The sequence below is a fragment of the Bifidobacterium sp. H6bp9 genome, assembly GCF_032193695.1.
In the GTDB taxonomy this organism is placed as follows: Bacteria; Actinomycetota; Actinomycetes; order Actinomycetales; family Bifidobacteriaceae; genus Bombiscardovia; species Bombiscardovia kimbladii.
Genome location: NZ_JASTZY010000003.1, coordinates 1 through 25,811, shown reverse-complemented (window position 1 = coordinate 25,811; position 25,811 = coordinate 1). Strand labels below are relative to the sequence as shown.

Below are 25,811 nucleotides of genomic sequence, written 5' to 3'. Positions count from 1 at the left end.
TCGTTTTCCATCGGCTTGGAAATCAGCGGCAGGGCTGATGTAGGTCCATTTAACATCGGAACGGTTGTGTAGGCTTCAAGCGCTTTGCAATCATGCTCCAGCCCAATTAGCCTTATGCCTAGGAGGGCAACGGGCCATACGGACAGCATCGGAATCCTTCTTCAGCTCCTTTTGGGGCTTCTCTCCGTGACTGTTGCAACAGCCCGCGGCTACATCAAGTAAGTGGTCCGACCAATAGGATGGATCCATAATCGCTAACAACTTGAAATCACGTATTCATTTACACATAAGAGGCAAAAATACAGTCATACACCATATGACTGGCGAAATTTTTCCATGTTTCATTTTCACTTTGCTTTCACATATATGGTAAATTTGTATAAGTAGCCAAGGTTGTCTTCGGCGCGTGACTCGCCGAATGTTGGGGATTCATGACAACGCGGCTGCGATTCCTGGGGAAGGGGATCCATTTATGCCTCGTCAGCACTCGAATATAGCGGCTCGACCGGCCTTGTTGATCAGCATCCTGCTGGCCATCATCTTGCCCGCAAGTCTCCTAGTCTGCACCTATGCCACGGCAGACAACACCGCAAACGAGTCCAGCGCAACCCACACGGTAGCACCGACCACACAAGCAAATAGCGGGGAGGAGGCGGATCGTGAAGCTCAACAACAATCCAGTAACTCTCCCGATATCACCACCCAGCCAACAGCCACCCAGCCAACAGATACAGCAACAACTCCTACTTCGCCATTCCCCCTCGCTACATCTTCCCCGCTGAATCCCACACAGCCGACCCCCTCCATCGCTCCCTCGCTAGACAAAGACAACGCCAAGCTACAGGCACGCGCCTCCACACCGCACACCGTCACCTTCAGCAGTCCCCAAGGCACCGACACGACACAAACAGTAATGGACGGAGAGCGTGCGAAGCGCCCAGCGGATCCAACCCGAGACGGTTACTTCTTCAACGGCTGGTTCATCGGCTCAACACCCGTCGCCTACGATTTCAGCCAGCCCGTCACCGGAGATCTGAAACTCACCGCCCATTGGACCAATAATTGGAGCATGAGCCCTGTGCAGGGGCCGGTAGCCGGTGGCACGAAAGTCACCCTAACCCCTCCCGGACCGGGAGTACGCTTCAGCCAGATTAGCGCCGGCAGAGGACACAACGTTGCAGTCGCCTCAGACGGCAACATCTACAGCTGGGGACGCAATGAGCATGGCCAGCTAGGCGACGGGACCACCACTGAACGTCACGAGCCGACTAAAGTGAAAAAACCACAGGGCGTATCTCAGGATTTCAGCTGGGTCCAAGCCTCAGCCGGATACATGTTCTCCGTGGCCCTAGGATCAAATGGTCAAATTTACTGTTGGGGCGACAACACCTATGGCCAGTTGGGGAACAACACTACAACCGAGCATCACACCCCCGAACCTGTTAACACGCCCCCGAATGTCCCATCTGGGTTCACATGGAAGCAGGCAGCAGCAGGTAGCCTGCATACTCTTGGCCTAGGATCTGACGGCAATCTCTACAGCTGGGGTAGCAATATACATGGATTCCTGGGAGACGGCACCACCACCGAACGGCATACCCCCGTCCAAGTGAAGTTACCAAAAGGAGTGCCTTCCGGATTCACATGGCAGCAAATGAACGGCTGGGGATGGCATTCTCTGGCATTGGGATCGGATAACTTGCTCTACAGCTGGGGCACAAATACCCGCGGTGAAGTGGGTACCGGATCAATATCTAGCGACATACTCACCGCTGTCCGAATTGCCACACCGCAAGGGGTTCCCTCCAATTTCACCTGGAGACAATTCCAAATGGGGGACTACTCTTCTATAGCCATCGGATCTGATGGCAACGCATATGGATGGGGAGCTGGCCCCAACGGATGTCTTGGCGATGGGCTTGCTAAAGATTCATACGGTCCAACTCGGACAACCAAACCCTACGGGGTATCTCCACAATTCTCTTGGAAACAGGTAAGTAACCGATCCCAAACATCACTAGGCATAGGAAATGACGGGAACCTGTACTCTTGGGGTGGCAATGAAAACGGCCAGCTAGGCGACGGCACCACTGAGCAACGAAACACTCCTGTCCGGGTTTCTGCGCCGCAAAACGCACCAACCGGATTGACCTGGATTCAGGCTAGCTCGGGATGGGACAACACCTCCTTCGGCTTGGCTTCAGATGGGAACCTCTACTCATGGGGCAGCAACGACGATGGCCAATTGGGTGACAACACTACCACAGAGCGGTATATCCCCGTGCGGGTAAACATACCTGGGACTACCAAAATCACTGCTGTCAGCTTCGGCGGGTCAGCAGGCACAAACATAGCCAAGAACGCGGACGGCACGTGGAGTGTCAACACGCCCGCGCATGCGCGAGGAAAAGTCGACACGGCAGTCACATGGACTTTGAACGGCCAACAGCCGGACGCTCACTTCCCCTACAGGTACCTGGACTCCTACACAGTCACCTTTACTAGTGCGGACACCTCCTGCCCTGCACCCTCCGGGATGCCTCAAAACCAGACCCTCGCCGAGAACAAACAGGCCAAACGTCCCTCCCCCGACCCGAAAGCAAACGGCTGCCTATTCGACGGATGGTTCATCAAAGACACCAACAACGACTCCAAGATCGCCTACGACTTCAGCCAGACCGTCACCGGCAACATCACCCTGGCCGCCCACTGGACCAAGATGGACACCCACTGGGCCCTGAACCCCGAAAAAGGCAATGTGCTCGGCGGACAACATGTGACCATCACCCCGCCCACAATCAACCGAGGCATCCGCTTCAACCAGATCAGCGCCGGAGGCTACCAGACCGCGAGCGCCAGCAGTTTCTCCATAGGAGTCGCCAGCGACGGAAACGCCTATGCATGGGGAAGCAACAAGTACGGACAGCTGGCTCAGAAACCGGCCGATGCCAGCATGCAGAAGGCCCCTGTCAGAGTCCCCCTGCCCGACGGAGCGGATTCCAGCTTTACCTATACCCAGGTTGCAGCCGGCGACTCGCACGTCCTGGCCATCGGATCCAACGGCATCCTCTACAGCTGGGGACGCAACGATCACGGGCAGCTGGGTGACGGCACCACTACGGACCGATACCAGCCCCAGCCCGTCAAAGACACCAGCGGCCAGCCATTCAAAGCCGTACAGGTCAGCGCCGGCGTCGCCGACTCGGCCGCCATCGACTCTGAAAGCCGCGTCTACACCTGGGGCAGCGAAAGCACAGGCAAGGGGCAGGCACCTATATACAGCACAACCAGGAAGAACCCGACACCGGCCGCTGACCCGGGCAATCCCGGACAGACCTTGCATGCGGTCCAGGTCAGCCTCAACTGGAGCTTCGCCATGGCCCTGGACGCCGATGGCAACGTGTACACCTGGGGGTACAACACTAATGGCCAGCTCGGCAACAACACCAGTAACAGCACCAATTACGCATCCAATCCGGCCCGACTGCCCAACCAGTCCTTCCAGGCCACCCAGATCAGCGCAGGAAGCTGGAACGCCTTGGCCATCGACACGGAGGGGAACACCTGGACCTGGGGATACAACGGGTACGGCCAGCTGGGCGATGGTAGCACCAGTGATAAATACAAGCCTCAAACCGTGCAGAACCCCACTAATGCCAGCCAAAGCCTTAAAGCCGCCCAGATCAGTGCGGGCGTGAATCACTCCCTTGCGGTCGGCCAGGACGGCAGCCTCTGGGCATGGGGATGGAACAGCAACGGGCAGCTGGGCATTGGCAGCACCGTCAATCAGAACAAACCTGCGCTTATCAAGGACCCCGCCAACAAGGCCCAAGCATTCAAGGCCGTTCGAAGCAGCGCGGGTCAACTCCATTCACTGGCCATCAGGCAGGATGGCAACCTCTGGGCCTGGGGCGACAACCAGTACGGACAGCTGGGCAACAATCAAACGGAAGTCAAAAGCACGGCCCCCATGGCGGTTGCTTTCGATCCGGCGCCTCTGGTTCTCACTGGCGTCAAGTTCGGCGGCATCCCCGGGACCAGCCTGTACCGGAACGACGACGGCACCTGGAGCATCACCAACCCACCCCACGACGCAGGACACGTCGATGTGGCCGTCGATTGGACCATCGACCAAGTCGCACAGACGACCGCCCATCTGGGCTACACCTATGAAGGCATCCTGCCCATGGCAGGCAGCACCGGCCTCCTTGTCCTGCTCGCCACAGGACTGCTCGCCGCTGCAGGCGCCACAGCAGCAGCCTCCCACCAGCGGGAAACCAGCAGCCGCCACCACTGAGCTCTTTGCCCGAGTAAGCGGGGTGGCCCCGCAAACCCCCAAGATTGCGAGGTCACCCCATTTCTTTAATCTCTTTCAATCTTCTGCTTTGCTCCCCAACTGGAGCTTCCTCTTAAGCAGGGCCAACATTCTTCTGTCATAGGCCAGCTACTGTATACACCAGCCATTGCCACGCCCACCGGGACCCTGAAGGCTGGCGCCTGCGGAATCACTAAGCCAGGGCTACGGCCAACCAAGGCATAGCAGTGGCATAGCAGCATAGACAGCATCCTGTCCCGCTCGCACTTGAACAATCCCCCGAGTCTTCTTCGTTGAAGAGTAATTATCGGATTCCCAACACTGCTAAGGAAAGCATAGTACTTCCAAGACGATGCAAGGCGTATATCCCGGCCTCGCCACGTCAGAATATCCGAGAGCTGGCGCAGCCCACAGAATCATGGTGAGACTGAGTAGTTAACAATGTTATTATAGTTTACATTGTTAATCAGCAACAATCGTCAGGAGGTATACCTTGCAACCTGCAAAAAACAACTCAGGGGAATACGCCCTGTCCTGTCGCCAGGTGCGCAAATCATTCGGGAGCAGGCAGGTGCTCAAGGGTGTGGATCTTCAGGTCAGGCGCGGCAGCATCCTGGGCCTGCTGGGCAGGAACGGGGCAGGCAAGTCAACCCTGATCTCGGCCTTGACCGGGCTGGGCGAGCCGGACTCAGGCCACATCACAGTCGAGGGGCGCAACCCTTATCGAACCCCCTCGCGCATCTTCGGCCGGGTCATCGGACTTGCTCCCCAGGATCTGGGCATCTATCCCCATCTCAGTGTCCGAGACAACCTACGTGGCATGGCCGGCCTGCAAGGGCTGAATACCAAGCAGAGCAGCAGAAGGGCCGACGAGCTGATAGAGCTCATGGGATTGGGATCCCAGTCAGGAACAGCAGCCGAGAATCTATCGGGAGGGCAGAAACGACGCCTTCACACCGCCATGGCCATGGTCCACAATCCCCCGGTGCTCTTCCTGGACGAGCCGACGGTCGGAGCGGACGTGGAGGCGCGCGCCAGAATACTGGACATGGTCAAGGCCATGAGTCGGCAGGGCACCACCATCATCTACACCACCCACTACCTGAAGGAGCTGGAAGCAATGGGCGCGGACCTGGCCTTTCTGATCGACGGGCGGATCCAGGTCCGGGGCTCCCTGCAGGAGGTACTCCATAAATATGCCCGGGCATCCCTGCGTATCTCATTCGTCGGCCCTGCCCCAGGCCAGGTCCCGGGATGGCGGACGGCAGACGGCTTCCTGGAGCCCGATCACCCGGTGTCCAGTCCAGAGCAGGAGTTGGCCCGCCTCTTGCAGGAGCCGGTCATGAAAAGTGCCCGTCTGGCATCTATCACCATCGTCCAGCCTGACATCGAGTCGGCTTACATGACCGTCATGGGCACATCCTCAAGCGACCCTGCCGGGTCACGAGCATGGGAAGACAGGTGAACGCCGTGCATTTCAACGGATATTTAGCGACATTCCGCCTCAATTTCAAAATCGAGCTGCGAAGCATCTGGCTGCAGGCGGTCATCGTGGCCATTCCACTGATCATCATCCCCTTCATGCTGCCCTCCTACCGGGACTCGCTGAGGGCCCAGGGGCATCTGGGCGCCAATGGATCCGAGCAGGCGCTTCCTGGGTTCGCCATCCTTTTTGCCATGTTTTCCCTACAGCTGGTCCTCCAACTCTTCTTTCAGGAGCATGAATGGCACACCTGGGACAGGATGCGGGTGTCGGCGGTCTCCCTCCTCGACCTGGTCATGGCCAAACTGAGCGTGTCCTTCATGGTGCAGGTGGTCCAGGTCTCTCTAGTCATGCTGATCGGGACGGCGCTCTACCACTATCGGCCCAATGGATCAGTCCTGGCCCTGGCCGCGGTCTGCCTGCTCATTTCGATTGTGCTGACCCTCTTCGGCCTGTTGCTCTACATCTTCTCGTCCTCGCAAAACATGGCCATGTCCTTCAACAACATTCTTGGCATGCTCCTGGCTGGCATGGGCGGAGCCCTCAGCCCTGTCTCCGGATTCCCGGACTGGGCGCAGAAGCTGGCCAAGGGCAGCCCCGTCTACTGGGCCATGGATGCCGTAGGAAAAATCAATTTCGACCATGCCGGAATGGCGGATGTATGGCCTGACCTGCGTATCCTGCTGGCCTTCCTGCTCGCCCTGGCTCTCCTGACAACGGTACTATTCAAGAGAGGAGTACAGCGGAAGGAGTGAGGAAGCATGGCTGACCCACCCAAGGCACCCGTCAAGACGACGCTGAACCGAGACTACATTCTGCGCTCTGCCCTATATTTCGTCGACGAGCACGGACTGGAGGCCCTGAACATCCGCGCTTTGGGCAAGCAAATGGGGGTGTCAGGACCAGCCATCTACCGTCATGTACCCAGCAAGGCCGCCCTGCTTGATGGGATCGTCGAGCTCATCTGGCAGTCAGCCACCGACCTGGACTCCATACCCAAGGGCATGGGATGGCGGCAAGCCCTTGAAGATGTCATGCTACAGGTTCACCGAACGCTGCTTTCACATCCCCGGGCGCTCCCGCTCATGGCCACGCACCCCATCAACACGGATCAGTCCTTCCACATGGTCAACACCTGGCTGAACCAGCTGACCGCCCACGGACTCAAGGTCGATTCAGACACCATCCACCTGCTCAACAGTCTGGCAGGACTGACCCTTGGCAGCGCCATCGCCCAGGCCTCTCCCCCGGTCGGCGGTGCGGGCGGCCAGACCAATACGGATCTGGCCAAAAGACTGGCCGAGGATACCCAAGGATTCGATGACCTGAAGACGCTCTTCGCCTCTACGGACGACGGAATAGGTGCACTTATGGAGACCAGCTACCGCAAGGGCCTGCACGCCCTGATTGCCGGTTGGCCTGCCTGATCAGTGGCCAATGGATCATTCCTAGTCATGCACCGATCAACGTTGAAGTCCGACTCAGAATTGCTTACCCGACATTCCACCTGAGAGAACCTTATCGGCACGTAGTATAGTTGAAAGACGCAAGGCTTCCTGCTTGTACCCTCGCACAGAGGGATGGGGATATACACAACGTCAGAGAAGCCTCCAAGGGTATTTCAACCGGTAGGGGCCGGTGGGTCAGCCTTTGGGGAAGGGGATCATGCTTAATAGGTGTCAGCATCAGCACATGTCGATCAGACCGGCCGCGGCCGTCAGTCTTCTGCTATCTTTCATCCTGCCTCTAGGACTCCTTGCCGGCACAAGCGCCGATGCCAGCACCACCGCCAGCGAGCCTGCTGTGTCCGGCGCGAGCGCGCCTGCCACAACAGGAGGCACCGGGGGGGGGGGGGTCGTCAGACCCCTCGCGTAGCTAAGCAAAATTCCGGCATTTTCCCCAGCAAGGCAACGCCAACAGCCACATCAGAAACACCCCAATCACCACTAGCTACCCCATCGCCATTAAAGACATCATCGCCCCTAGAACCAATTCAACCGACTGCATCCGCCGCACCAAGCACGAACAACGAAAATCCCCAGGCCCGCTCAGCCGCGCAGTACACCGTCAAGTTCACTGATACAGAGGGCGGAACCACCACGCCTGATCAAACCGTCAATGAAGGCGCCCAAGCGCTGAGGCCTGCAGACCCAGCCCGACCCAACTATTCGTTTGATGGCTGGTTCATCAACGGCACATTGACCGCTTACGACTTCAGCCAGCCTGTCACCAGCGACATGACTCTGGAAGCCCGTTGGACCAAAAACGGTGATGTCTGGGACCTCTCACCTACTCAAGGACCCACAGCTGGCAACACTTTAATCACCCTGACTGCACCTCCGGCTCGAACCATCCGCTTCAGCCAGTTCAGCGCAGGATACCAATATTCAGTGGCAGTGGGATCAGACGGCAGCATCTACCACTGGGGAGAAATGTATGGCTCCGACTACAACTGGCAACCAAGTAGGGAAGATACCCCGGCCGGACTTCGCTTCATTCAGGTCAGCGCAGGTTACGATCACTCCCTAGCCCTTGATTCAGAAGGGAAGCTGTACAGCTGGGGCAGCAGCAGTTATGGTCAGCTTGGGCGTAACACCAACACCACACCAGCCGATACTCCTGGAAAAGTGGACGCCCCTGCAGGAATTCGTTTCACCCAGGTCAGCGCAGGAAAGTACCACTCAGAAGCATTAGCCTCGGACGGCAGCATCTACAGCTGGGGGTACAACAGCGACGGCGAACTGGGACGCGGGACCATCACCACGCCGACCACCAGGCCAGGCAAAGTGGACACCCCGACAGGAATCCGTTTCACCCAGATCACCTCTGGATATGACTACTGCATGGCTTTCGACACTGATGGAAACTTATACAGCTGGGGAGGCAATGGCCATGGTCAGCTGGGCCGCGACGCCAGCACTACACCGACCGGCAGTCCAGGGAAAGTGGATACGCCTGCTGCCGGAGTCCGCTACACACAAGTAATCGCCAAAGGCATGCACTGCCTGGCCTTGGATTCGAATGGGGTGCTCTACAGCTGGGGATACAACAATTTCAGCCAGCTGGGACGATACACCGGCAGCACAAGGATCAACCCACGAGGCAAGGTCAACGTACCTACAAAGACACACATAATCCAGATCAGCGCGGGAGACTGGAATGGCTTCGCCTTGGACGACAAAGGGATCCTATATACGTGGGGAAACAACAGCCATGCACAACTAGCAAGGCCATATTGGAATGCGACAGATCCCCAACCAACTAAAATCGACCCGCCAGCGAAGAACGTCAACTACACCCAGGTTATCGGAGGTGGCGATCATGCTGTGGCAATCGGCTCCGACGGCAACCTCTACAGCTGGGGACGCAACTCCAATGGCCAACTGGGACGAGACACTAAGAAACGGGATTCTTATCAGCCAGGTACGATTCCCCTGACCAACCATGCCGCAATCACCAGCGTCAAATTCGGCGGGACACCAGGCACAGGGCTAGCTGCCAACGCGGACGGCACCTGGAGCGTCACCACTCCGCCGCACAGCAAGGGATGGGTGAATGTCACCATCACTTGGAGCATGAACGGACCTCAGCCGGACGCATATCTGTCCTACACTTACACCGGGCCCAAATACAACGTCGGATTCACATCCACGGACGCTGCCTGTCCGATGCCTTCAGACATGCCAGCGAACCAGTCCATCACAGAGGGCGGACAGGTAAAGCGTCCCTATCCAGAACCAAAAGTAGACGGTTGTCTGTTTGATGGCTGGTTCCTCAAGGATGCCGAAGGTAATTCCAATGTGGCTTATGATTTCAGCCAGCCGGTAACCGCAGACATCACGCTGGTCGCGCACTGGAGCCCAGCCAATACCGGCGACTGGGCGATCAACCCGGTCAAGGGCAGCTCGATGGGCGGCCAGCAGGCAACCATCACGCCGCCCAAGATAAGCCGAGGCATCCGCTTCAACCAGGTCAGCGCCGGCGGCTACCAGGCCGGTGACTTCCACGGATTCTCCGTGGGCGTGGCCAGCGACGGGAACGCCTACGCCTGGGGCAGCAATCAGCACGGCCAGCTTGGCCAAGGCACCGCCAACAGCACCACGCAGAAAACGCCGGTCAAGGTTCCCTTGCCCGACGGCGTGGCCGCCGGCTTTACCTACACGCAGGTTGCAGCTGGCGGCTACCACGTGCTGGCTGTCGGCAGCGACGGCATCGTCTACAGCTGGGGGGCCAACGACCACGGGCAGCTGGGCGACGGCACCACCGCCAGCCATTCCAAGCCGCAGCCCATGCCTGACCCATCTGACAAAAGCCAGCCCTTCAAAGCCGTCCAGGTGAGCGCCGGCGCCTACGACTCGGCCGCCATCGACCAGCAGGGGCGCGTCTACACCTGGGGCAGTGAAAACAACAACTACACCGCATACAGCACGTCTAAACTGGCGCCGACACTAGCCAAGGACCCCAACGGCTCAAGCCAAGGACTGCACGCGGCCCAGGTCAGCCTCGGCTGGAGCTTCATCATGGCCATGGACACGGACGGCAGCCTATACACCTGGGGATACGACAACTACGGGCAGCTCGGAAACGGCGCGGCCACAGGAGAATACAGCACCACATACGCCGCCGACCCGGCACCCGTGCCTGACCCTGGGAACGCCAGCAGGACTTTCAAAGCCTCGCAGATCAGCGCAGGAGCCAACCACGCCCTGGCCATCAACCAGTATGGCGCTACCTGGGCATGGGGATACAACGACCACGGGCAGCTGGGCGACGGGACGACAACCAGCCGGCCCTCCCCCAGGCAGGTGCCAAGCCCCACAAACTCCAGCCAAGGATTGCAGGCAGCATGGATCAGCGCCGGCGTGCATCACTCTCTGGCCATCGACCAGAACGGCGCATCCTGGGCATGGGGATGGAACACCGACGGCCAGCTCGGTACCAACACCACCAACGACCAGCTAACACCCACGCGCATATCACCGCCCGCCGGCCAAGGCAAGGCCGGCAGCGGGCTCTCAGCAGCACGCGCCAGCGCAGGACGAAACCACTCCCTGGCCATCGGTCAGGATGGCAACGCCTACGCCTGGGGCGACAACACATACAGCCAACTCGGCAATGGGAGCACAACACAGGGCAGCACCCCAGCCTTGGTCGCATTCAACCCGGTCCTGCTGATCACCGGCGTCAGCTTCGACCAGACGGGCGTGGACACCCTGCAACAGAACTCTGACAGATCCGTCACCCTGACCACCCCCGCCCACAATCCAGGAAGGACTGATGTCATCGTCGACTGGACCCTGGGCGGGATCGTCCAGCCCCAGGCGCATCTGGCCTACACCTACGAAGGCATGCTCCCCCACGCCGGTAGCAATGGCACCATGATCCTCCTGCTTGCCGCCGGACTGCTCGCCGCGGCCGGCGCCGTCGCGGCCGGACGCCACCGGCGGGAGGCACGCAGCCTGCAAGCCTGAAGACTTCACACGAGTAAGCAGCCAGACCATACCCCAAGGTGGCCCGGCCAAACAGGGTGGCCCCGCGCTCCCCCAACACAACGGAGCCACCCATTTTCTCTTTTGCTTCCGCTCGGACGGAAGAATCAATAAGCCAGACAGAAGAACCAGATAGAACAAAACTCCTCCGGCGGTACAAGATCAATCTCCCTGAACTTGCCAGAACCTCGATGAAGCTTTGAATAGGCATGTCCACCAGAGTGATAAAGTTGTTGCAGATGAGGCCGGGAATGTGCCCGGCATGCGGCGGGGAATCCGGACTGGGGAGTTCCGGGCATGTAGCCGCAGTTCCTGGGGAAGGGGATCATGCTTATCATGCGTCAGCATCAGCACACGTCTATCGGACCGGCTATGGCCATCAGCACACTGCTGGCTGTCATCCTGCCTCTAGGCCTGCTTGCCGGCACCAGCGCCGATGCCAGCACTGAGACCAGCGAGCCTGCTGTGTCCGGCGCGAGCGCGCCTGCCACAGCAGGAGGCACCGGGGGGGGGGGGTCGTCAGACCCCTCGCGTAGCTAAGCAAAATTCCGGCATTTCCTCTAGCAAGACAACGCTTCCAACTCCAACCACACCCCTATCTACACCATCACCCCTAGCTACATCCTCCCCGCTCAACACAGCGCAGCTGCCGTCACCCACCATCCCAGAGCCTAATAAAAGAATCGTTGCCGATGAACATGTAAACGGCCGATCACAACCACGCTCATCCGCTCAACATACCGTCACCTTCAACGACCCTGAACAGCAAACCAGCACAGAACAAAAAATCACGGATGGAAATCGCGTAAGCCGACCTGCCAATCCCTCAAGAATCGGCTATATATTCGTCGGATGGCTCATAGGTGATACGCCCGTGGCCTACGATTTCAGTCAGCCGGTCACCAGCGACATCACCCTGACAGCCCACTGGACAAAAGGCTCCAGTACCTGGAGCCTTGATCCCGTCCATGGACCAGCGAGCGGCAACACCAAGGTCACTCTTACCCCACCCGTCATACCTAATATTCGGTTCAGTCAATTCAGCGCCGGAGATAATTTTGCCGTGGCCTTGGGATCAGACGGCAACCTGTACAGCTGGGGATTCAACCAGGAAGGCCAGCTGGGACGTATAGCCAGCAGTAGCCTATACGATCCAAATCCCACACCAGGTAAAGTTGACAAACCCGCAAACGTATCATCCGACTTCACTTGGGTTCAGGTCAGCGCAGGAGACACTTTTGCCCTGGCTCTCGGTTCGGATGGCATTCTCTATAGTTGGGGTTCCAACGAATTCCGTCAGCTTGGGCGGGACGGGGTTTTCAATATCTTCGGCGGTGATCGGACGCCGAGGCCTGTAGACAAGCAGGAGACCATCAAATTCACCCGCATCAAGGCAGCAGCAAACCACGCTATGGCATTTGATTCCCTTGGAAATCTCTACAGCTGGGGATGGAACGAGTATGGGCAACTGGGTCATGATGGGGGAACTCAAGAAGTCAAAGAACCAACCAAAGTTGACAAACCTGCAAACGCTTCATCCAATTTCACTTGGATTGAGGCAAGCGGAGGGTTCTACGATACAGTGGCAATCGGTTCAGACGGCAACCTCTACAGCTGGGGAAACAACGACTTCGATCAACTGGGCCGCGACACCACCGATGCGACGAACAATCCCATTCCCGGCAAAATCGACAAACCTGCAGGTGTTCCCAGCGACTTCACGTGGCTCCAGACAGGATCAGCCCATTACAATTCCATGGCCCTTGGCTCAGATGGGAACATTTACACCTGGGGATCGGATGAGCAAGAAATTATGCTGGGACGCGATCTGAGCCTCAAAGTCGCCAACCGTCCGGCAGCTGTCTATAAACCTGCCAACGTCAATTACATTGACTGCATGACGACTGACTACCACTCCATAGGGGTCGGCTCAGACGGCAACCTCTACAGCTGGGGAACCGACGGTGACGGCGAGCTTGGGCAAGCTACACCAGTAAACGGCCCGGGAATTGTGTCCAAGCCTGACAGCAATCAGGATGACTTCACCTGGAAGCAGGCCAGCATAAACAATGGCTACACCATGGGGCTCGGCTCAGACGGCAACCTGTATACCTGGGGCTTCAACTATTACGGTGAACTCGGACACGGGGCCGTCAACGACGAAGAGCGCGGAGTGGTGTCGGCACTCGGCACACCCAACCTCACTGGCATGAAGTTCGACGAAACAACCATTACAGATCTGTCGAAGAACACGAATGAGGACACCTGGAGCGCCACTGCCCCGCCACATGCAAAGGGGAAGGCGGACGTGACTGTTCAATGGACCATAAATGGGGCGTCACAGCCGGATGTGCATTTGACCTATCGGTACGACGGACCAAAATACACCGTCTCCTTCAGCAACGAAGACAACTCCTGCCCGGCATCTTCCGACATGCCCCAAAACCAGTCCGTCACTGAGGGAGAGCAGACCATGCGCCCGTACCCCGATCCGAAGGCGGACAGCTGCCTGTTTGATGGTTGGTTCATCAAGGATGCCGATGGCGATTCCAAGGTCGCCTATGACTTCAGCCAGCCGGTCACCGCGGACATCACGCTGGTCGCCCACTGGAGCCCCGCCGACAACGGCAAATGGTCGATCAACCCGATCAAGGGCAGCTTGATGGGCGGCCAGCAGGTAACCATCACGCCACCCAAGACCAGCCGGGGCATCCGCTTCAACCAGATCAGCGCCGGCGGCTCCCAAAACAGGGAGATGCGCGGCTTTTCAGTGGGCGTGGCCAGCGACGGCAACGCCTACGCCTGGGGCAACAACAGGTACGGACAGCTGGGCACCGGCGACAATAAGCAGCAGGACAAACCAACCGAGGTCCTCAAACCAGACGGCGTAAAGGAAAGCTTCACCTACACGCAGATTTCGGCAGGGGGCGCGCACACCCTAGCCATCGGCTCCGACGGCATCCTCTACAGCTGGGGGCATAACGATTTCGGCCAGCTAGGCAACGGCAGCACGGACACAAACATCCACGCCAAGCCGGTAGCCGTCATCAATCCCAGCACGGGCCAGCCATTCCAGGCCACCCAGGTCAGTGCTGGTGCCTGCGACTCGGTCGCTATCGACGCCAAGGGCCAGGTCTACAGCTGGGGAAGCGAAACTACGACCCTGGGCGACAATGTCAACACCGTAAACTCCGATGCCAAACCGAAGCCCACTGTGGTCGCCGACCCGAGTAGCAACGACCAGGTTTTGCATGCAGTCCAAGTCAGCGCCAACTGGAGCTTCATCATGGCCTTGAACGCGGATGGCGACATATACGCATGGGGATACAACAACTGGGGGCAGTTCGGCAACGGGTCATCAACCCACAGCACTTGGACCGCTTACTCCTCCATCCCCACGCTGGTGCTCGATCCCACGGACACCAGCAAAGGACTGCACGCCACCAGGATCAGCGCAGGCGCGTGGCACGCCTTGGCCATAGGCCAGGACGGCACGGTCTGGGCATGGGGAATGGACAACAACGGCCAGCTCGGCTTCAGTACCGACTATCAGTCGTTGCCCAAGCAGGTGCCCAATGTCAAAGCCCAGCAGGTCAGCGCAAGCACATGGAATTCCTTGGCCATTAGCCAGGATGGCACAGCCTGGGGATGGGGCAACAATGCCAACGGCCAGCTGGGCGACGGCACCACCAGCAAACGGACCACGCCTCGGCCCGTCTCACCTCCGAAAGGTCAGAGCAACGCCGACACCGGATTCGCGTCCGTGCGGATCAGCGCGGGATGGAGCCATTCCGTAGCGATCGGCCAGGACGGCAAGGCCTACGCCTGGGGCGACAACCGCTACAGCCAGCTTGGATCCGAGCAAAGCATGACGCAGAGCCGCACGCCGACTCTGGTGGCATTCAACCCGGTGCTGATGATCACCGGTGTCAGATTTGACCAGACGGCCGTAGACACCCTGCAACAGAACTCTGACGGCTCCGTCACCCTGACCACACCGGCCCACAATCCTGGACAGGCCGATGTGATCGTGGATTGGACCCTGGGCGGGACCAGCCAGCCCCAGACACATCTGACTTACACCTACGAAGGCATGCTGCCCAACGCCGGCAGCAGCGGGACCATGATCCTGCTGGCCGCCGGGCTGCTGGCCGCAGCGGGCGCCACAGCAGCCGGGCGCCACAGGCGCGAATCCCGCAGACTGCAAGCCTGAAGACTTCACACGAGTAAGCAGCCGGACCATACCCCAAGATGGCCCGGCTAAACAGGGTGGCCCGCAATCCCCCAACACAGCGGAGCCACCCTTCTTATTCACCCTGGTGCTGCTCCCACTCTTGCCCGTCCGCGCGTGATAGACTGCAATACAGCTGTCGGGATTGCCCCCGGCACACGTCTCGTGAAGCGACTTGGGGATTTTCATCATCGAGCCACCTGTTTGGGGAAAGGGGTTCGCAGCCATCATGCACCATAGGGATGCTTCTGCCCGGCCATGCATTGCCGTGAGCCTTCTGCTTGCCATCATCCTGATCGCAAGTCTGATCATGGGCAGCCTCGCCACAGCCGACACTGACACCAACACCAACACCGACACAAGCCAGCCAACGCTGCAGGCCACGCCGACGACACCCCAGTCCCCATTGACACCAACACCCTCGCCACTGAACACCATACCCGAACACGATCAAACACCTGACAGCCGCCCCCAGGCACGCTCAACAAGGCACACCGTCACCTTCGACAGCGCCGACGGCAGCAGCATCGACCCTCAAAACGTCGATGACGGCGCACTGGCCAGCCGGCCCGCCAAGGACCCAACCCGGGACGGCTACCTGTTCGACGGCTGGTTCACCGGCAATCTTGCCTACGACTTCACCCAACCCGTCACTGCAGACCTCACCCTGACCGCCCACTGGACCAAGGGAACCAGTGCCTGGAGCCTCTCCCCCACCTCCGGGTCAGCCGCCGGAGGCGACAAGATCACCTTGGTCCCACCGGCCAAACCCGGCATACGATTCAGCCACATCAGCTCGGGTCTATGGCATACCTTGGCCACGGGCTCGGACGGCAACCTCTACAGCTGGGGACAAAACAAAGCAAGTCTGGGACGCGACACCAATAAGATACCAGCCACCGCACCGAGCAAGGCGCCAGAAGGCACCCCAGGCCTGGTCACCCCGCCGACCGGCGTCCACTTCACCCAGACCAGCGCAGGAATGAGCCTTTCCCTGGCCATGGGCTCGGACGGCAACCTCTACAGCTGGGGACTAAACGACAACGGGCAGCTGGGACGCAGCACCACCAGCACGCCAGCTGACAGACCGGGCCTGGTCACCCCGCCGACCGGCGTCCACTTCACCCAGTTCACCGCCGGATACTCGCAATCCCTGGCCATCGGCTCGGACGGCAACCTCTACAGCTGGGGAGACAACAGCCGAGGCCAGTTGGGACGCGACACGGGATCAGCGACCTACGACGCCACGCCAGGCAGAGTGTCAATGCCGACAGGCATCACCTGCACCCAGATCAGCGGGGGAACCTTCTATTCCATGGCTCTTGGCTCGGACGGCAACATTTACAGCTGGGGAGACAACACTCAGGGCGAACTCGGACGCAACACCAACAGCGAAAATCCAGGAACCCTGCCGAACAAAGTGATCCTGCCGACAGGCGTTACGAAATACACCGCGATTGCCGCACAGGGATGGTGTTCTCTGGCCATGGGCTCAGACGGCAACCTCTACAGCTGGGGTTACAACAGCTACGGCCAGATGGGACGAGATACCGACACACCCACACAAAACATCGATCCAGGCAAAGTGACACTGCCCACAGGCGTCACGAGATTCACCCAGTTCGGCGCAGGAAACCAACACACCCTGGCCGTAGGCTCGGACGGCAACCTCTACAGCTGGGGAAGCAACAAATTCGGCCAGCTGGGACGCGACGCCAACAGCTTGAGAAATGCCACACCGGGCAAAGTATCCCTGCCGGCAGGCATCAGCTGCATCCAGATCAACGCAGAAAATACCTCCTCCCTGATCCTAGGCTCGGACGGCAACCTCTACAGCTGGGGAGACAACAGCCGAAGCCAGTTGGGACGCACGACCACTGGTCATTCTGACGCCGACCCCGGCACAGTCACATTCCCCGAGGATCCCAGACCCGTCAGCGTCAGCTTCGGCGGGACGCCCGGCACCAACCTCATCGCCGAGTCGAACGGCACCTGGAGCGTCACCACGCCCCAGCATGCAGCAGGCAAGACCGATGTCACCATCATCTGGAGCATGAACGGCCAGCAGCCCGACACCCACCTGACCTACCAATACATGAACGCCTACCATGTCACTTTCTCTTCCGACAGTGACTCCCCTACAGCACCCTCGGGCATGCCCGGACCCCAGTCCGTCACCGAAGGCAGGCAGGCCACACGCCCGATCGCAGACCCGACCAAAGACGGCTGCCTGTTCGACGGCTGGTTCCTCAAGGACTCAAAGGGCGAATCCAAGGTGGCTTACGACTTCAGCCAGCCCGTCACCAGCAGCATCACCCTGGTCGCCCATTGGAGCCCTGCAGACATCGGCAGCTGGTCAATCAGCCCGAATAATGGCGATGCCCAGGGCGGCCAGCAGGTGACCATCACCCCGCCCAAAATAGGCCGGGGCATCCGCTTCAACCAGATAAGCGCCAGCGATAATTTTGCCGGTTTTTCTGTAGGGGTGACCAGCGATGGGAATGCCTACGCCTGGGGCGGCAACGACTACGGGCAGCTGGGCCAGGATCCGAGTACGACGGCCAGACAGTATGCGCCGACCAAGGTCCCCCTGCCTGACGGCGCAGCTACCGGGTTCACCTACACGCAGGTCGCCGCAGGCGGAACTCACGTGCTGGCCATCGGCTCCGACCAGACCGTCTACAGCTGGGGACAAAATCAATATGGCCAGCTTGGCGACGGCAGCAGGCAAGACCACTCCAAGCCACAGCCCGTCAAGGGCCCAGACGGACAACCCTTCAAGGCCACCCAGGTGACCGCCGGATTCACCGACTCGGCAGCCATCGACCTGAATGGGCGCGTCTACGTCTGGGGCAGCGAAACCAAGGACCAGGACACCTATAGCGCGCCCAAACTGACGCCGGCCCTGGCCAAGGATCCCAGCGGCTCCGACAATGGGCTGAAGGCGGTCCAGGTAAGCGCAAGATACAGCTTCCTCATGGCCCTGGACGCCGACGGCAACGTATACACCTGGGGATACAACAACCACGGACAGCTCGGCAACGGCCAAAGCACAGGAAAATACAGCACCGCATATGCTGCCGACCCAGCCCCCGTGCCCGATCCCAAGAACGCCAGCAAGACCTTTAAGGCCAGGATGATCAGCAGCGGTGAAGTCCACGCACTGGCCATCGGTCAGGACGGCACAGCCTGGGCATGGGGAATGAACGCGGATGGCCAGATCGGCGATGGCACGCTGACCGACCGGTCCACACCCACGCAGGTAAAAAACCCTGCCGATGCCAGCCAGGGATTCCAGGCCGCCCAAATCATCGCCGGAGCCACATATTCGCTGGCTATCGACCAGAGCGGCACAGCCTGGGGATGGGGAGAAAACACCTTTGATCAGCTGGGCAGCAACCAGGGCACCTCCGAGCTGCTCGTCCCCTCACAAGTGTCACCCCCCGCAGGCCAGGGCAACGCAGGCAAGGGGTTCACGGTCGCGCGGATCAGCGCAGGATCGGCTTGTTCCATGGCCATCGGTCAGGACGGCAAGAGCTACAGCTGGGGATACAACTACCGTGGGCAACTCGGCACCGGCAGCAACAACGGCACGAAGATCATTACGCCGACGCTGGTGGCGCTATATCCGCCGCCGCTGATTACCGGCGTCAGGTTCGACCAGACACCCGCCGGCAGCCTGCAGCAGAACGCGGACGGGTCGGTCACCCTGACCACGCCAGCCCACAATCCGGGACTGTCTGACGTGATCGTGGACTGGTCCCTGGGCAGCGCCAACCAGACCCCGACCCACCTCAGCTACACCTTCAAAGGCATCCTCCCCCTCACAGGCAACACGGGGGTACTCCTTCTGCTCGCCTCAGGCCTGCTTGCCGCCGCCGGTGCTCTGGCAGCCGGACGCCACAGGCACGAATTCACTTCGCTCGAGTAAATGGTCGGGCCGCATCCCAAGAACGGCCCGGCCATAATGGGTGGCTCCGCACCCCCCAACATCAGGGAGCCACCCATTTTCATTTTCATCTCTGCGCCTAGAGGAAAATATCCGTATCTCAACTTGACATAATATTTTTTACTCGTTTTATCCGAGTGTTGCTCCCCTTCAGACCCGAACCTGCATGCTAGCGTACTTTTTAGCAACCGGGAACGTGCCCGGCATGCAGCCGATGAAAAAACTTGGGGTTTTCATCATCGGACCGCCTTACCTTGGGAAAGGGGTTTGTAGCGATCATGTGCCATCCGGACGCGTCTTCCCGGTCAGCCATTGTTGTAGACCTTTTGAAGGTTATCGTCATTCTTCCAGCCAGCATGATCATCGGCGGCCTCACTGCAGCCGACGCCATAGCGAAACCTATCAGCCCGGCCCAGCAAACAGACGCATCCGTCAGCACAGTAGCCGGTCGAGCTCAGGCAGGCCCGACATCGCACCAGGTCGTCTTCGACAGCGACAACGGCAGCAGTGTCGACTCACAAACCATTGCCGAAGGCACCCAGGCCAATCGACCCGCGCAAGACCCGACCAGGGACGGCTACCTGTTCGACGGCTGGTTCACCAAAGACGCCAAGGGCGACTCCAAGGTCGCTTACGACTTCACCCAGCCCGTCACCACAGACCTCACCCTGACCGCCCACTGGACCAAGGGCACCAGCGCCTGGAGCCTCTCCCCCACCTCAGGGAAAGCCACAGAATACACCAGGATCACCCTGACCCCGCCCACCACACCAGACATACGCTTCAGCCACATCGTCCCAGCAAAAGAAGAAGGCTCCCAGGCCATAGCCTCGGACGGCAACCTCTACAGGTGGGGAGACAACAACTACAAATTGGAGACTCCTGAAGACGAAAAGCGCACGCCAAGCCTGGTCAACCCGCCGACCGGCGTCCACTTCACCCAGGTCAGCACAGGCTACACCCATTTCCTGGCCATCGGTTCAGACGGCAATCTCTACAGCTGGGGGAACAATGCCGACGGAGAACTGGGACGCGAAACTGTCAGCACAACACCAAAAGACAACCCCCAGATAGACAATCAGCCGAAGCTGGTCACTCCACCGGCCGGCGTCCACTTCACCCAAGCATGTGCAGGAAAATGGCATTCCCTTGCACTGGGATCGGACGGCAACCTCTACAGTTGGGGAGAAAACAAGTACGGCGAACTTGGACGTGACACGGGTTCTGCCATATACGACGTCAAGCCAGGCAAGGTGAACTTGCCGAAGGGCATCACAAAAATCACTCAAATCAGCGCAGGAACCTTCTACTCCATGGCTCTGGACTCGGACGGTGACCTTTACAGCTGGGGCGACAACACTTATGACGAGCTGGGACGCTACGCCGGCGGATATCCCTTCCGTGACCGTTCACCGCGCAAGATGACCATGCCGGCAGGCGTCAAGAAATTCACCTGGATCAAGGCTGGAGAGTGGACATCCCTGGCCACCAGCTCAGACGGCAGTCTCTACAGCTGGGGATGGAACGAATATGGCCAGCTAGGACGCAACACCGCCCCGGCGAGACAAGACCGCACACCGCGCAAGGTGACCATGCCGGCAGGCGTCACGAAGTTCACCAAGGTCAGCGCAGAACACAGGCATTCCCTGGCTTTGGGTTCGGATGGCAACCTCTACAGCTGGGGACTAAACGATTGCAAACAGCTGGGCCGCGACACCGGGTCAGCCAAATACGACGTCAAGCCGGGCAAAGTGCCTACACCAGCAGGTGTCGCACAATTCACCGAGGTCAGCGCCGGCTATTCCCACTCCCTGGCCATCGGCTCCGACGGTAACCTGTACAGCTGGGGACAAAACAAGTATGGCGAACTGGGACGCCCCACCAGCGGCAAGTACGACAGCAGCCCCGGCAGGGTCGCATTCCCCGAGGATCCCAAGCCCGTTGACGTGAGTTTCAGCGGTACACCCGGAACCAACCTCGACCCCAACTCGGACGGCACCTGGAGCGTCACCACGCCCCCACATGACCATGGCAGAGTAGATACAGTCATCACCTGGAGGATGAACGGCGAGCGTCCAGACGCACACTTGTCCTACAGGTACCTAGGCAATTATCTCATCGTTTTCGACCCCGACGGTGGCACTGGGTTCGGTTTCCAAATCGTCACTGAGGGAAACCGACTGAAACCCCCCGCCAAGGATCCAACCAAGGATAAACACCTGTTCGACGGCTGGTTCATCGGCGAAACAGCCTATGACTTCAGCAGGCCAGTCACCGACAAGGTGACCCTGACCGCCCACTGGAGCAGTGCTGAAAGCAACAGGTGGAAGCTCGACAAGGACAACGGGCCCGAGTCAGGCGGCCAGACCGTCAAGCTGACTCCACCGCCAGCACGCGGCATCCGTATCAGCCAGGCTGACGGAGGAGACCTCCATTCCGCAGCCGTGGGCTCCGACGGCAGCCTCTACACCTGGGGAGACAACAGCCACGGCCAGCTGGGCCGCGACACCACCGACAAACAGGACAGCCATCCGAGCAAGGCGGATACCCCTGCAGGCGTCAACTTTGTCCATGTCAGCGCAGGCTACGGATTTTCCGTGGCCCTGGCCTCGGATGGCAGCCTCTACAGCTGGGGCGACAACAGCCGAGGCCAGCTGGGCCGTACCGTCACCAGCAACAACCCAGCCAACAGGCCCCACAAGGTTGAGGCCCCGGCAGGCATCACCTTCGTCCAGGCAAGCGCAGGCGGAACCCATGTCGTAGCCCTAAGCTCGGATGGCAACATCTACACCTGGGGAGACAACAGCGCTGGGCAGCTGGGCCGTACCGTCACCAGCAACAACCCCGCAGACAAACCCGGCAAAGCCGATACCCCGGCAGATGTCATCTTCACCAGTGTCAGTGCAGGCTGGGGCCACACGGTGGCTGTGGACACGCAAGGCGACGTCTACACCTGGGGCGACAACACCCACGGCGAACTCGGTCGCAGCACCACTAGCACCCCTGCAGACAAGCCCGGCAAAGCCGACACCCCAGCAGGCATCACCTTCACCCAGGCCAGCGCAGGCGGAAGCCACTCCGTGGCCGTAAGCGACGACGGCAGCATCTACACCTGGGGCAATGCCGCCAACGGACGCCTGGGCCGCGACACCAGCAGCACCCCCGCAGACAAGCCCGGCAAGGCCGCCACCCCGGCAGGGGTCACCTTCACCCAGGCCAGCACAGGAGGCGCGCGTTCCATCGCCTTGGGATCCGACGGCAACCTCTACACCTGGGGAGACAGCGGCAAAACCTCGTCAGACAGGCCCAACAAGGTGGATACGCCGGCAGGGATCACCTTCACTCAGGCCAGCGCAGGAGCATCGTACTGCATGGCCCTGGGATCCGACGGCAACCTCTACAGCTGGGGAGACAACGCCAAGGGCCAGCTCGGCCGCGACACCACCGATACTCAGGCCGCCAGCCCGGCCAAGGACACCTTCCCCAGGCCTGGCATCCCCACACACGTCCAGTTCGACAATGTGGAAGCCTCCGACCTGACCAGGAACTCCGACGGCACCTGGACGGTGACCACGCCGGCACACATGCCCGGCACGTCAACCGTCACCATCGAATGGAGACTGAACGGAGCAGCCCAGACCCCCGACACCAGCAACACGTATCGGTACAACTCCATCAGCGTGTTGCCCAGGGCCGGCGGAGGCGGCCTGCTCCCCCTGCTCATCGCCGGGCTGCTCGCCTTTGCATGCGCCGCAGCAGCCAGGCGCCACAGGCTGGAAACTCTCAGCCGACAACAATAAAGACTTCCCTCGTGTAAGCAGGTCCGGGTTATCACTATCCCCAACACACTCCCGGACCACACGGGTGGCCCCAACTCCCCCAACACAAAGGGGCCACCCATATACTTCTGCCAGAACGGCATTGGCCTTATCTCTGACTAGCGGCTTGTCCCTTCTGATCCTCGCAAAACAGGGGATAAGCCACCGAGAAGGGCGGCCAGATCAGATTGGTGCCCTCAGTCATGCCTCTCTTTCCTTCGTCTGAGTATTCAGCCCGATTTGCTTCCAGACAGATAGAAGTCTGGAAGTTGAAGCACTGATTGGCGAAGCAACGCTTAACAGAAGGCTGGGTCTCCTTGCATTCGTGCGCCTAGCTCCGGCACGTGTGTGTTGTTTTCTGGCTGGGTGGTAGGGTGAGAATCGGGGGATGTCGAGAAGACAGCTGGCTTCCGTCAGGATTCACGCAATCTGTTGCACGGACTGACATTGAGCAATGGGTGGTTTTCCGACAGGTAGAACTTTATTAGGCAGGCGGTGTTGATACCGCTTGGTGTTTGGTGAAGGGGTTTTGGTTTCATGCATCTGGTTTCCCGTCTGCGTCGCATCATGGCGATGATGACCGTCCTGATCAGCCTGCTGGCAGGCCTGGGCGTCGCATCCGCCCAGGCGGACGCTCCCATACTCACCGGGGGGGGGGGGTCGTCAGACCCCTCGCGTAGCTGACGGAACCCCCGGCACCCTCCCCAGCAACGCAACCAGCACACCACTGCCCACACCCTCACCAATACAAACCACCACACCATTAAGTTCCGCAACACCAAGCCCGGGCACCCCGTCATCGACAACAAAATCACACGGCAGCGCGGACTCTACACCGGCTAAATCAGACGAAAAAACAGATACTCAAGCCTCGCACATAGTGCGCTTTGACGCCGCCGATGGCAGCAAGCCAACTCAGTCAACCGTGAAAACCGGCACTCTCGCATACCCTCCGGAAAAGAACCCTGTGCGCGAAGGTTTCCAGTTCGACGGATGGACACTCGACAGTCAGCCTTTCGACTTCCAGACCCCTACTCTCCAAGACACGACCCTGAAAGCCCAATGGACCAAGACCGCGGACTGGACGCTGAACCCGAACCACGGACCCGCCACCGGAGCCCGGCTGACCATCAGCCCGCCCGAAAGGCGGGAGCCTAAGTTCGCCAGCATCCAAACTTCAGGAAATCAAATTGTTGGCTTGACCGGCGACGGCCGCATCTACACATGGACGCAGGACAGCACACCCAGGCAGGTTCCCACCCCCGCCCAGGCTCCCGACGGGTTCCACTACCTGCAGGCCGCATCCGGCAGCCGATGGCAGGCGGCGCTCGGATCCGACCAGAAGATCTACGCTTGGAACAGCCAACAGCCCACACCCACCATCCTTAACGCCGATGGGAACATCCGATTTACCAGCATCAGCATGAACGATGACCGGCTGCTTGCCGTGAACCAGCAGGGACGAATCCACACCTATCAGGCCAGCGATGCCGACAGTCAGGGTCTGAACCTGAAATTCACAAAGCAGGCCGCAACCAGCCTGCCTGGGCAGGCGCAGGCCGTCCTCGCCGTCGCTTCCGGCAGCCAGACTCTCATCGTGGACGCGGACGGGCAAGCCTGGACCTGGGATACGAGCAACACCGGAAAAGCCAAACCCACAAGCATCAAGCAAGACCCGGGCATGCGCATCATTCAAGCCCAGGCTCTCTTCCAGGGGTCCCTCCTGCTGGACGCGGACGGGCAGGCCTGGTACCTGGCCGACAGCACCACCGCCATGATCCAGGTCAGCCTGCCGGAAAGAATGAGATCCAGCAGGATCACCGCCAACAAGAACCAGGCCATGATCACCGGCACGGACGGCTATGTCTGGGCCTGGAAACCGGGCAGCAAGCCCACCCGGGCGGACAACGGAAACCAACAGTACGTGCAGGCCGCAAGCACCGGCAGCAGGATCACCGCCATCAGCAGGCAGGGCGGCATGTTCAGGTGGAGCCTGGACGGGCAGGGCCAGCCCGGCAAGCCAACCAGACTCGAGACCGCTACAGCGCCCACCCTGGAATCAGCCAGCCTGGACGGCCAAGCATTGACGCTCAGCAGGAACAACGATTCATGGCAGGCGGACATGCCCACCCATAAGCCGGGGCCAGCCGTCATCCTCATCGCCGGCAGGCAGGATGGCCGGACTTTCACCAGGAGCCTCAACTACACGGTCGACCAGACCCTGACACGAGACACCGCACCAAGATCCACGCTCACGGTCCACTTCGACACGGGCGGAGGAAAACCAGAACCAGCAGACCAGCAATTCCCTACTCCGTATGGGAGGGTGAAGCGCCCCTCCCCCGACCCGACGCGCCAAGGCTTCCTGTTCGACGGATGGTTCGTGGGCGAAGTCGCCTACGATTTCAGCAGGCCCGTCAGCAAGGACCTGACCCTGGCCGCCCACTGGACGCCGGCAGGCCGGAACAGCGGGTGGAGCATCAGCCCTGATAAGGGCAGCCAGCTGGGCAGGGAATCCACGACCAT

Annotated in this window: 11 protein-coding genes; all 11 read left to right on the top strand. The window is 59.9% G+C overall.

Going from position 1 to position 25,811, the window contains the following annotated elements; translation table 11 throughout:
- The first annotated feature begins 418 nt into the window (after positions 1-418).
- A complete protein-coding gene (locus QRX40_RS05120) occupies positions 419-4,297 on the top strand; it encodes an InlB B-repeat-containing protein (RefSeq protein ID WP_313837024.1) in 3,879 nt (1,292 codons plus the stop codon).
- Positions 4,298-4,808: 511 nt separating this feature from the next.
- On the top strand, positions 4,809-5,780 hold the full coding sequence (locus tag QRX40_RS05115) for an ABC transporter ATP-binding protein (protein WP_313836762.1): 972 nt from the start codon (positions 4,809-4,811) through the stop codon (positions 5,778-5,780).
- A gap of 5 nt (positions 5,781-5,785) precedes the next feature.
- Positions 5,786-6,553, top strand: coding sequence for an ABC transporter permease (locus QRX40_RS05110; RefSeq protein WP_313836760.1), 768 nt, complete (start codon positions 5,786-5,788; stop codon positions 6,551-6,553).
- Positions 6,554-6,559: 6 nt separating this feature from the next.
- Entirely contained in the window at positions 6,560-7,225 is a 666-nt protein-coding gene (locus QRX40_RS05105) for a TetR family transcriptional regulator (RefSeq protein ID WP_313836758.1), read from the top strand.
- A 249-nt stretch (positions 7,226-7,474) separates the two neighbouring features.
- Positions 7,475-11,269, top strand: a complete 3,795-nt coding sequence (locus QRX40_RS05100) for an InlB B-repeat-containing protein (RefSeq protein WP_313836756.1) — start codon at positions 7,475-7,477, stop codon at positions 11,267-11,269.
- Positions 11,270-11,623: 354 nt separating this feature from the next.
- Positions 11,624-11,827, top strand: coding sequence for a hypothetical protein (locus QRX40_RS05095; RefSeq protein WP_313837048.1), 204 nt, complete (start codon positions 11,624-11,626; stop codon positions 11,825-11,827).
- The gene (locus QRX40_RS05090) at positions 11,733-15,500 is read left to right on the top strand and encodes an InlB B-repeat-containing protein (protein WP_313837023.1); all 3,768 of its coding nucleotides are present in this window, start codon (positions 11,733-11,735) and stop codon (positions 15,498-15,500) included. The genes QRX40_RS05095 and QRX40_RS05090 overlap by 95 nt, the downstream gene beginning before the upstream one ends.
- A 286-nt stretch (positions 15,501-15,786) precedes the next feature.
- Positions 15,787-19,449: an InlB B-repeat-containing protein gene (locus tag QRX40_RS05085; protein WP_313836754.1), complete on the top strand. Its 3,663-nt coding sequence runs from the start codon at positions 15,787-15,789 to the stop codon at positions 19,447-19,449.
- 296 nt (positions 19,450-19,745) lie between these two features.
- Entirely contained in the window at positions 19,746-23,267 is a 3,522-nt protein-coding gene (locus tag QRX40_RS05080; RefSeq protein WP_313836752.1) for an InlB B-repeat-containing protein, read from the top strand.
- Positions 23,268-23,822: 555 nt separating this feature from the next.
- Positions 23,823-23,969 (top strand): hypothetical protein, encoded by a 147-nt coding sequence (locus tag QRX40_RS05075; RefSeq protein ID WP_183129728.1) that lies wholly within the window; start codon positions 23,823-23,825, stop codon positions 23,967-23,969.
- Positions 23,970-24,165: 196 nt separating this feature from the next.
- The coding region (locus QRX40_RS05070; RefSeq protein ID WP_313836749.1) for an InlB B-repeat-containing protein at positions 24,166-25,811 on the top strand (1,646 nt) is incomplete at its 3' end.

What these genes read in the sequence shown, in the direction of transcription:
- QRX40_RS05120 (WP_313837024.1), top strand. Translation starts at nt 419, where the DNA reads ATGTTGGGGATTCATGACAACGCGGCTGCGATTCCTGGGGAAGGGGAT.
- QRX40_RS05095 (WP_313837048.1), top strand. Translation starts at nt 11,624, where the DNA reads ATGCGTCAGCATCAGCACACGTCTATCGGACCGGCTATGGCCATCAGC.
- QRX40_RS05080 (WP_313836752.1), top strand. Translation starts at nt 19,746, where the DNA reads ATGTGCCATCCGGACGCGTCTTCCCGGTCAGCCATTGTTGTAGACCTT.
- QRX40_RS05105 (WP_313836758.1), top strand. Translation starts at nt 6,560, where the DNA reads ATGGCTGACCCACCCAAGGCACCCGTCAAGACGACGCTGAACCGAGAC.
- QRX40_RS05075 (WP_183129728.1), top strand. Translation starts at nt 23,823, where the DNA reads ATGCATCTGGTTTCCCGTCTGCGTCGCATCATGGCGATGATGACCGTC.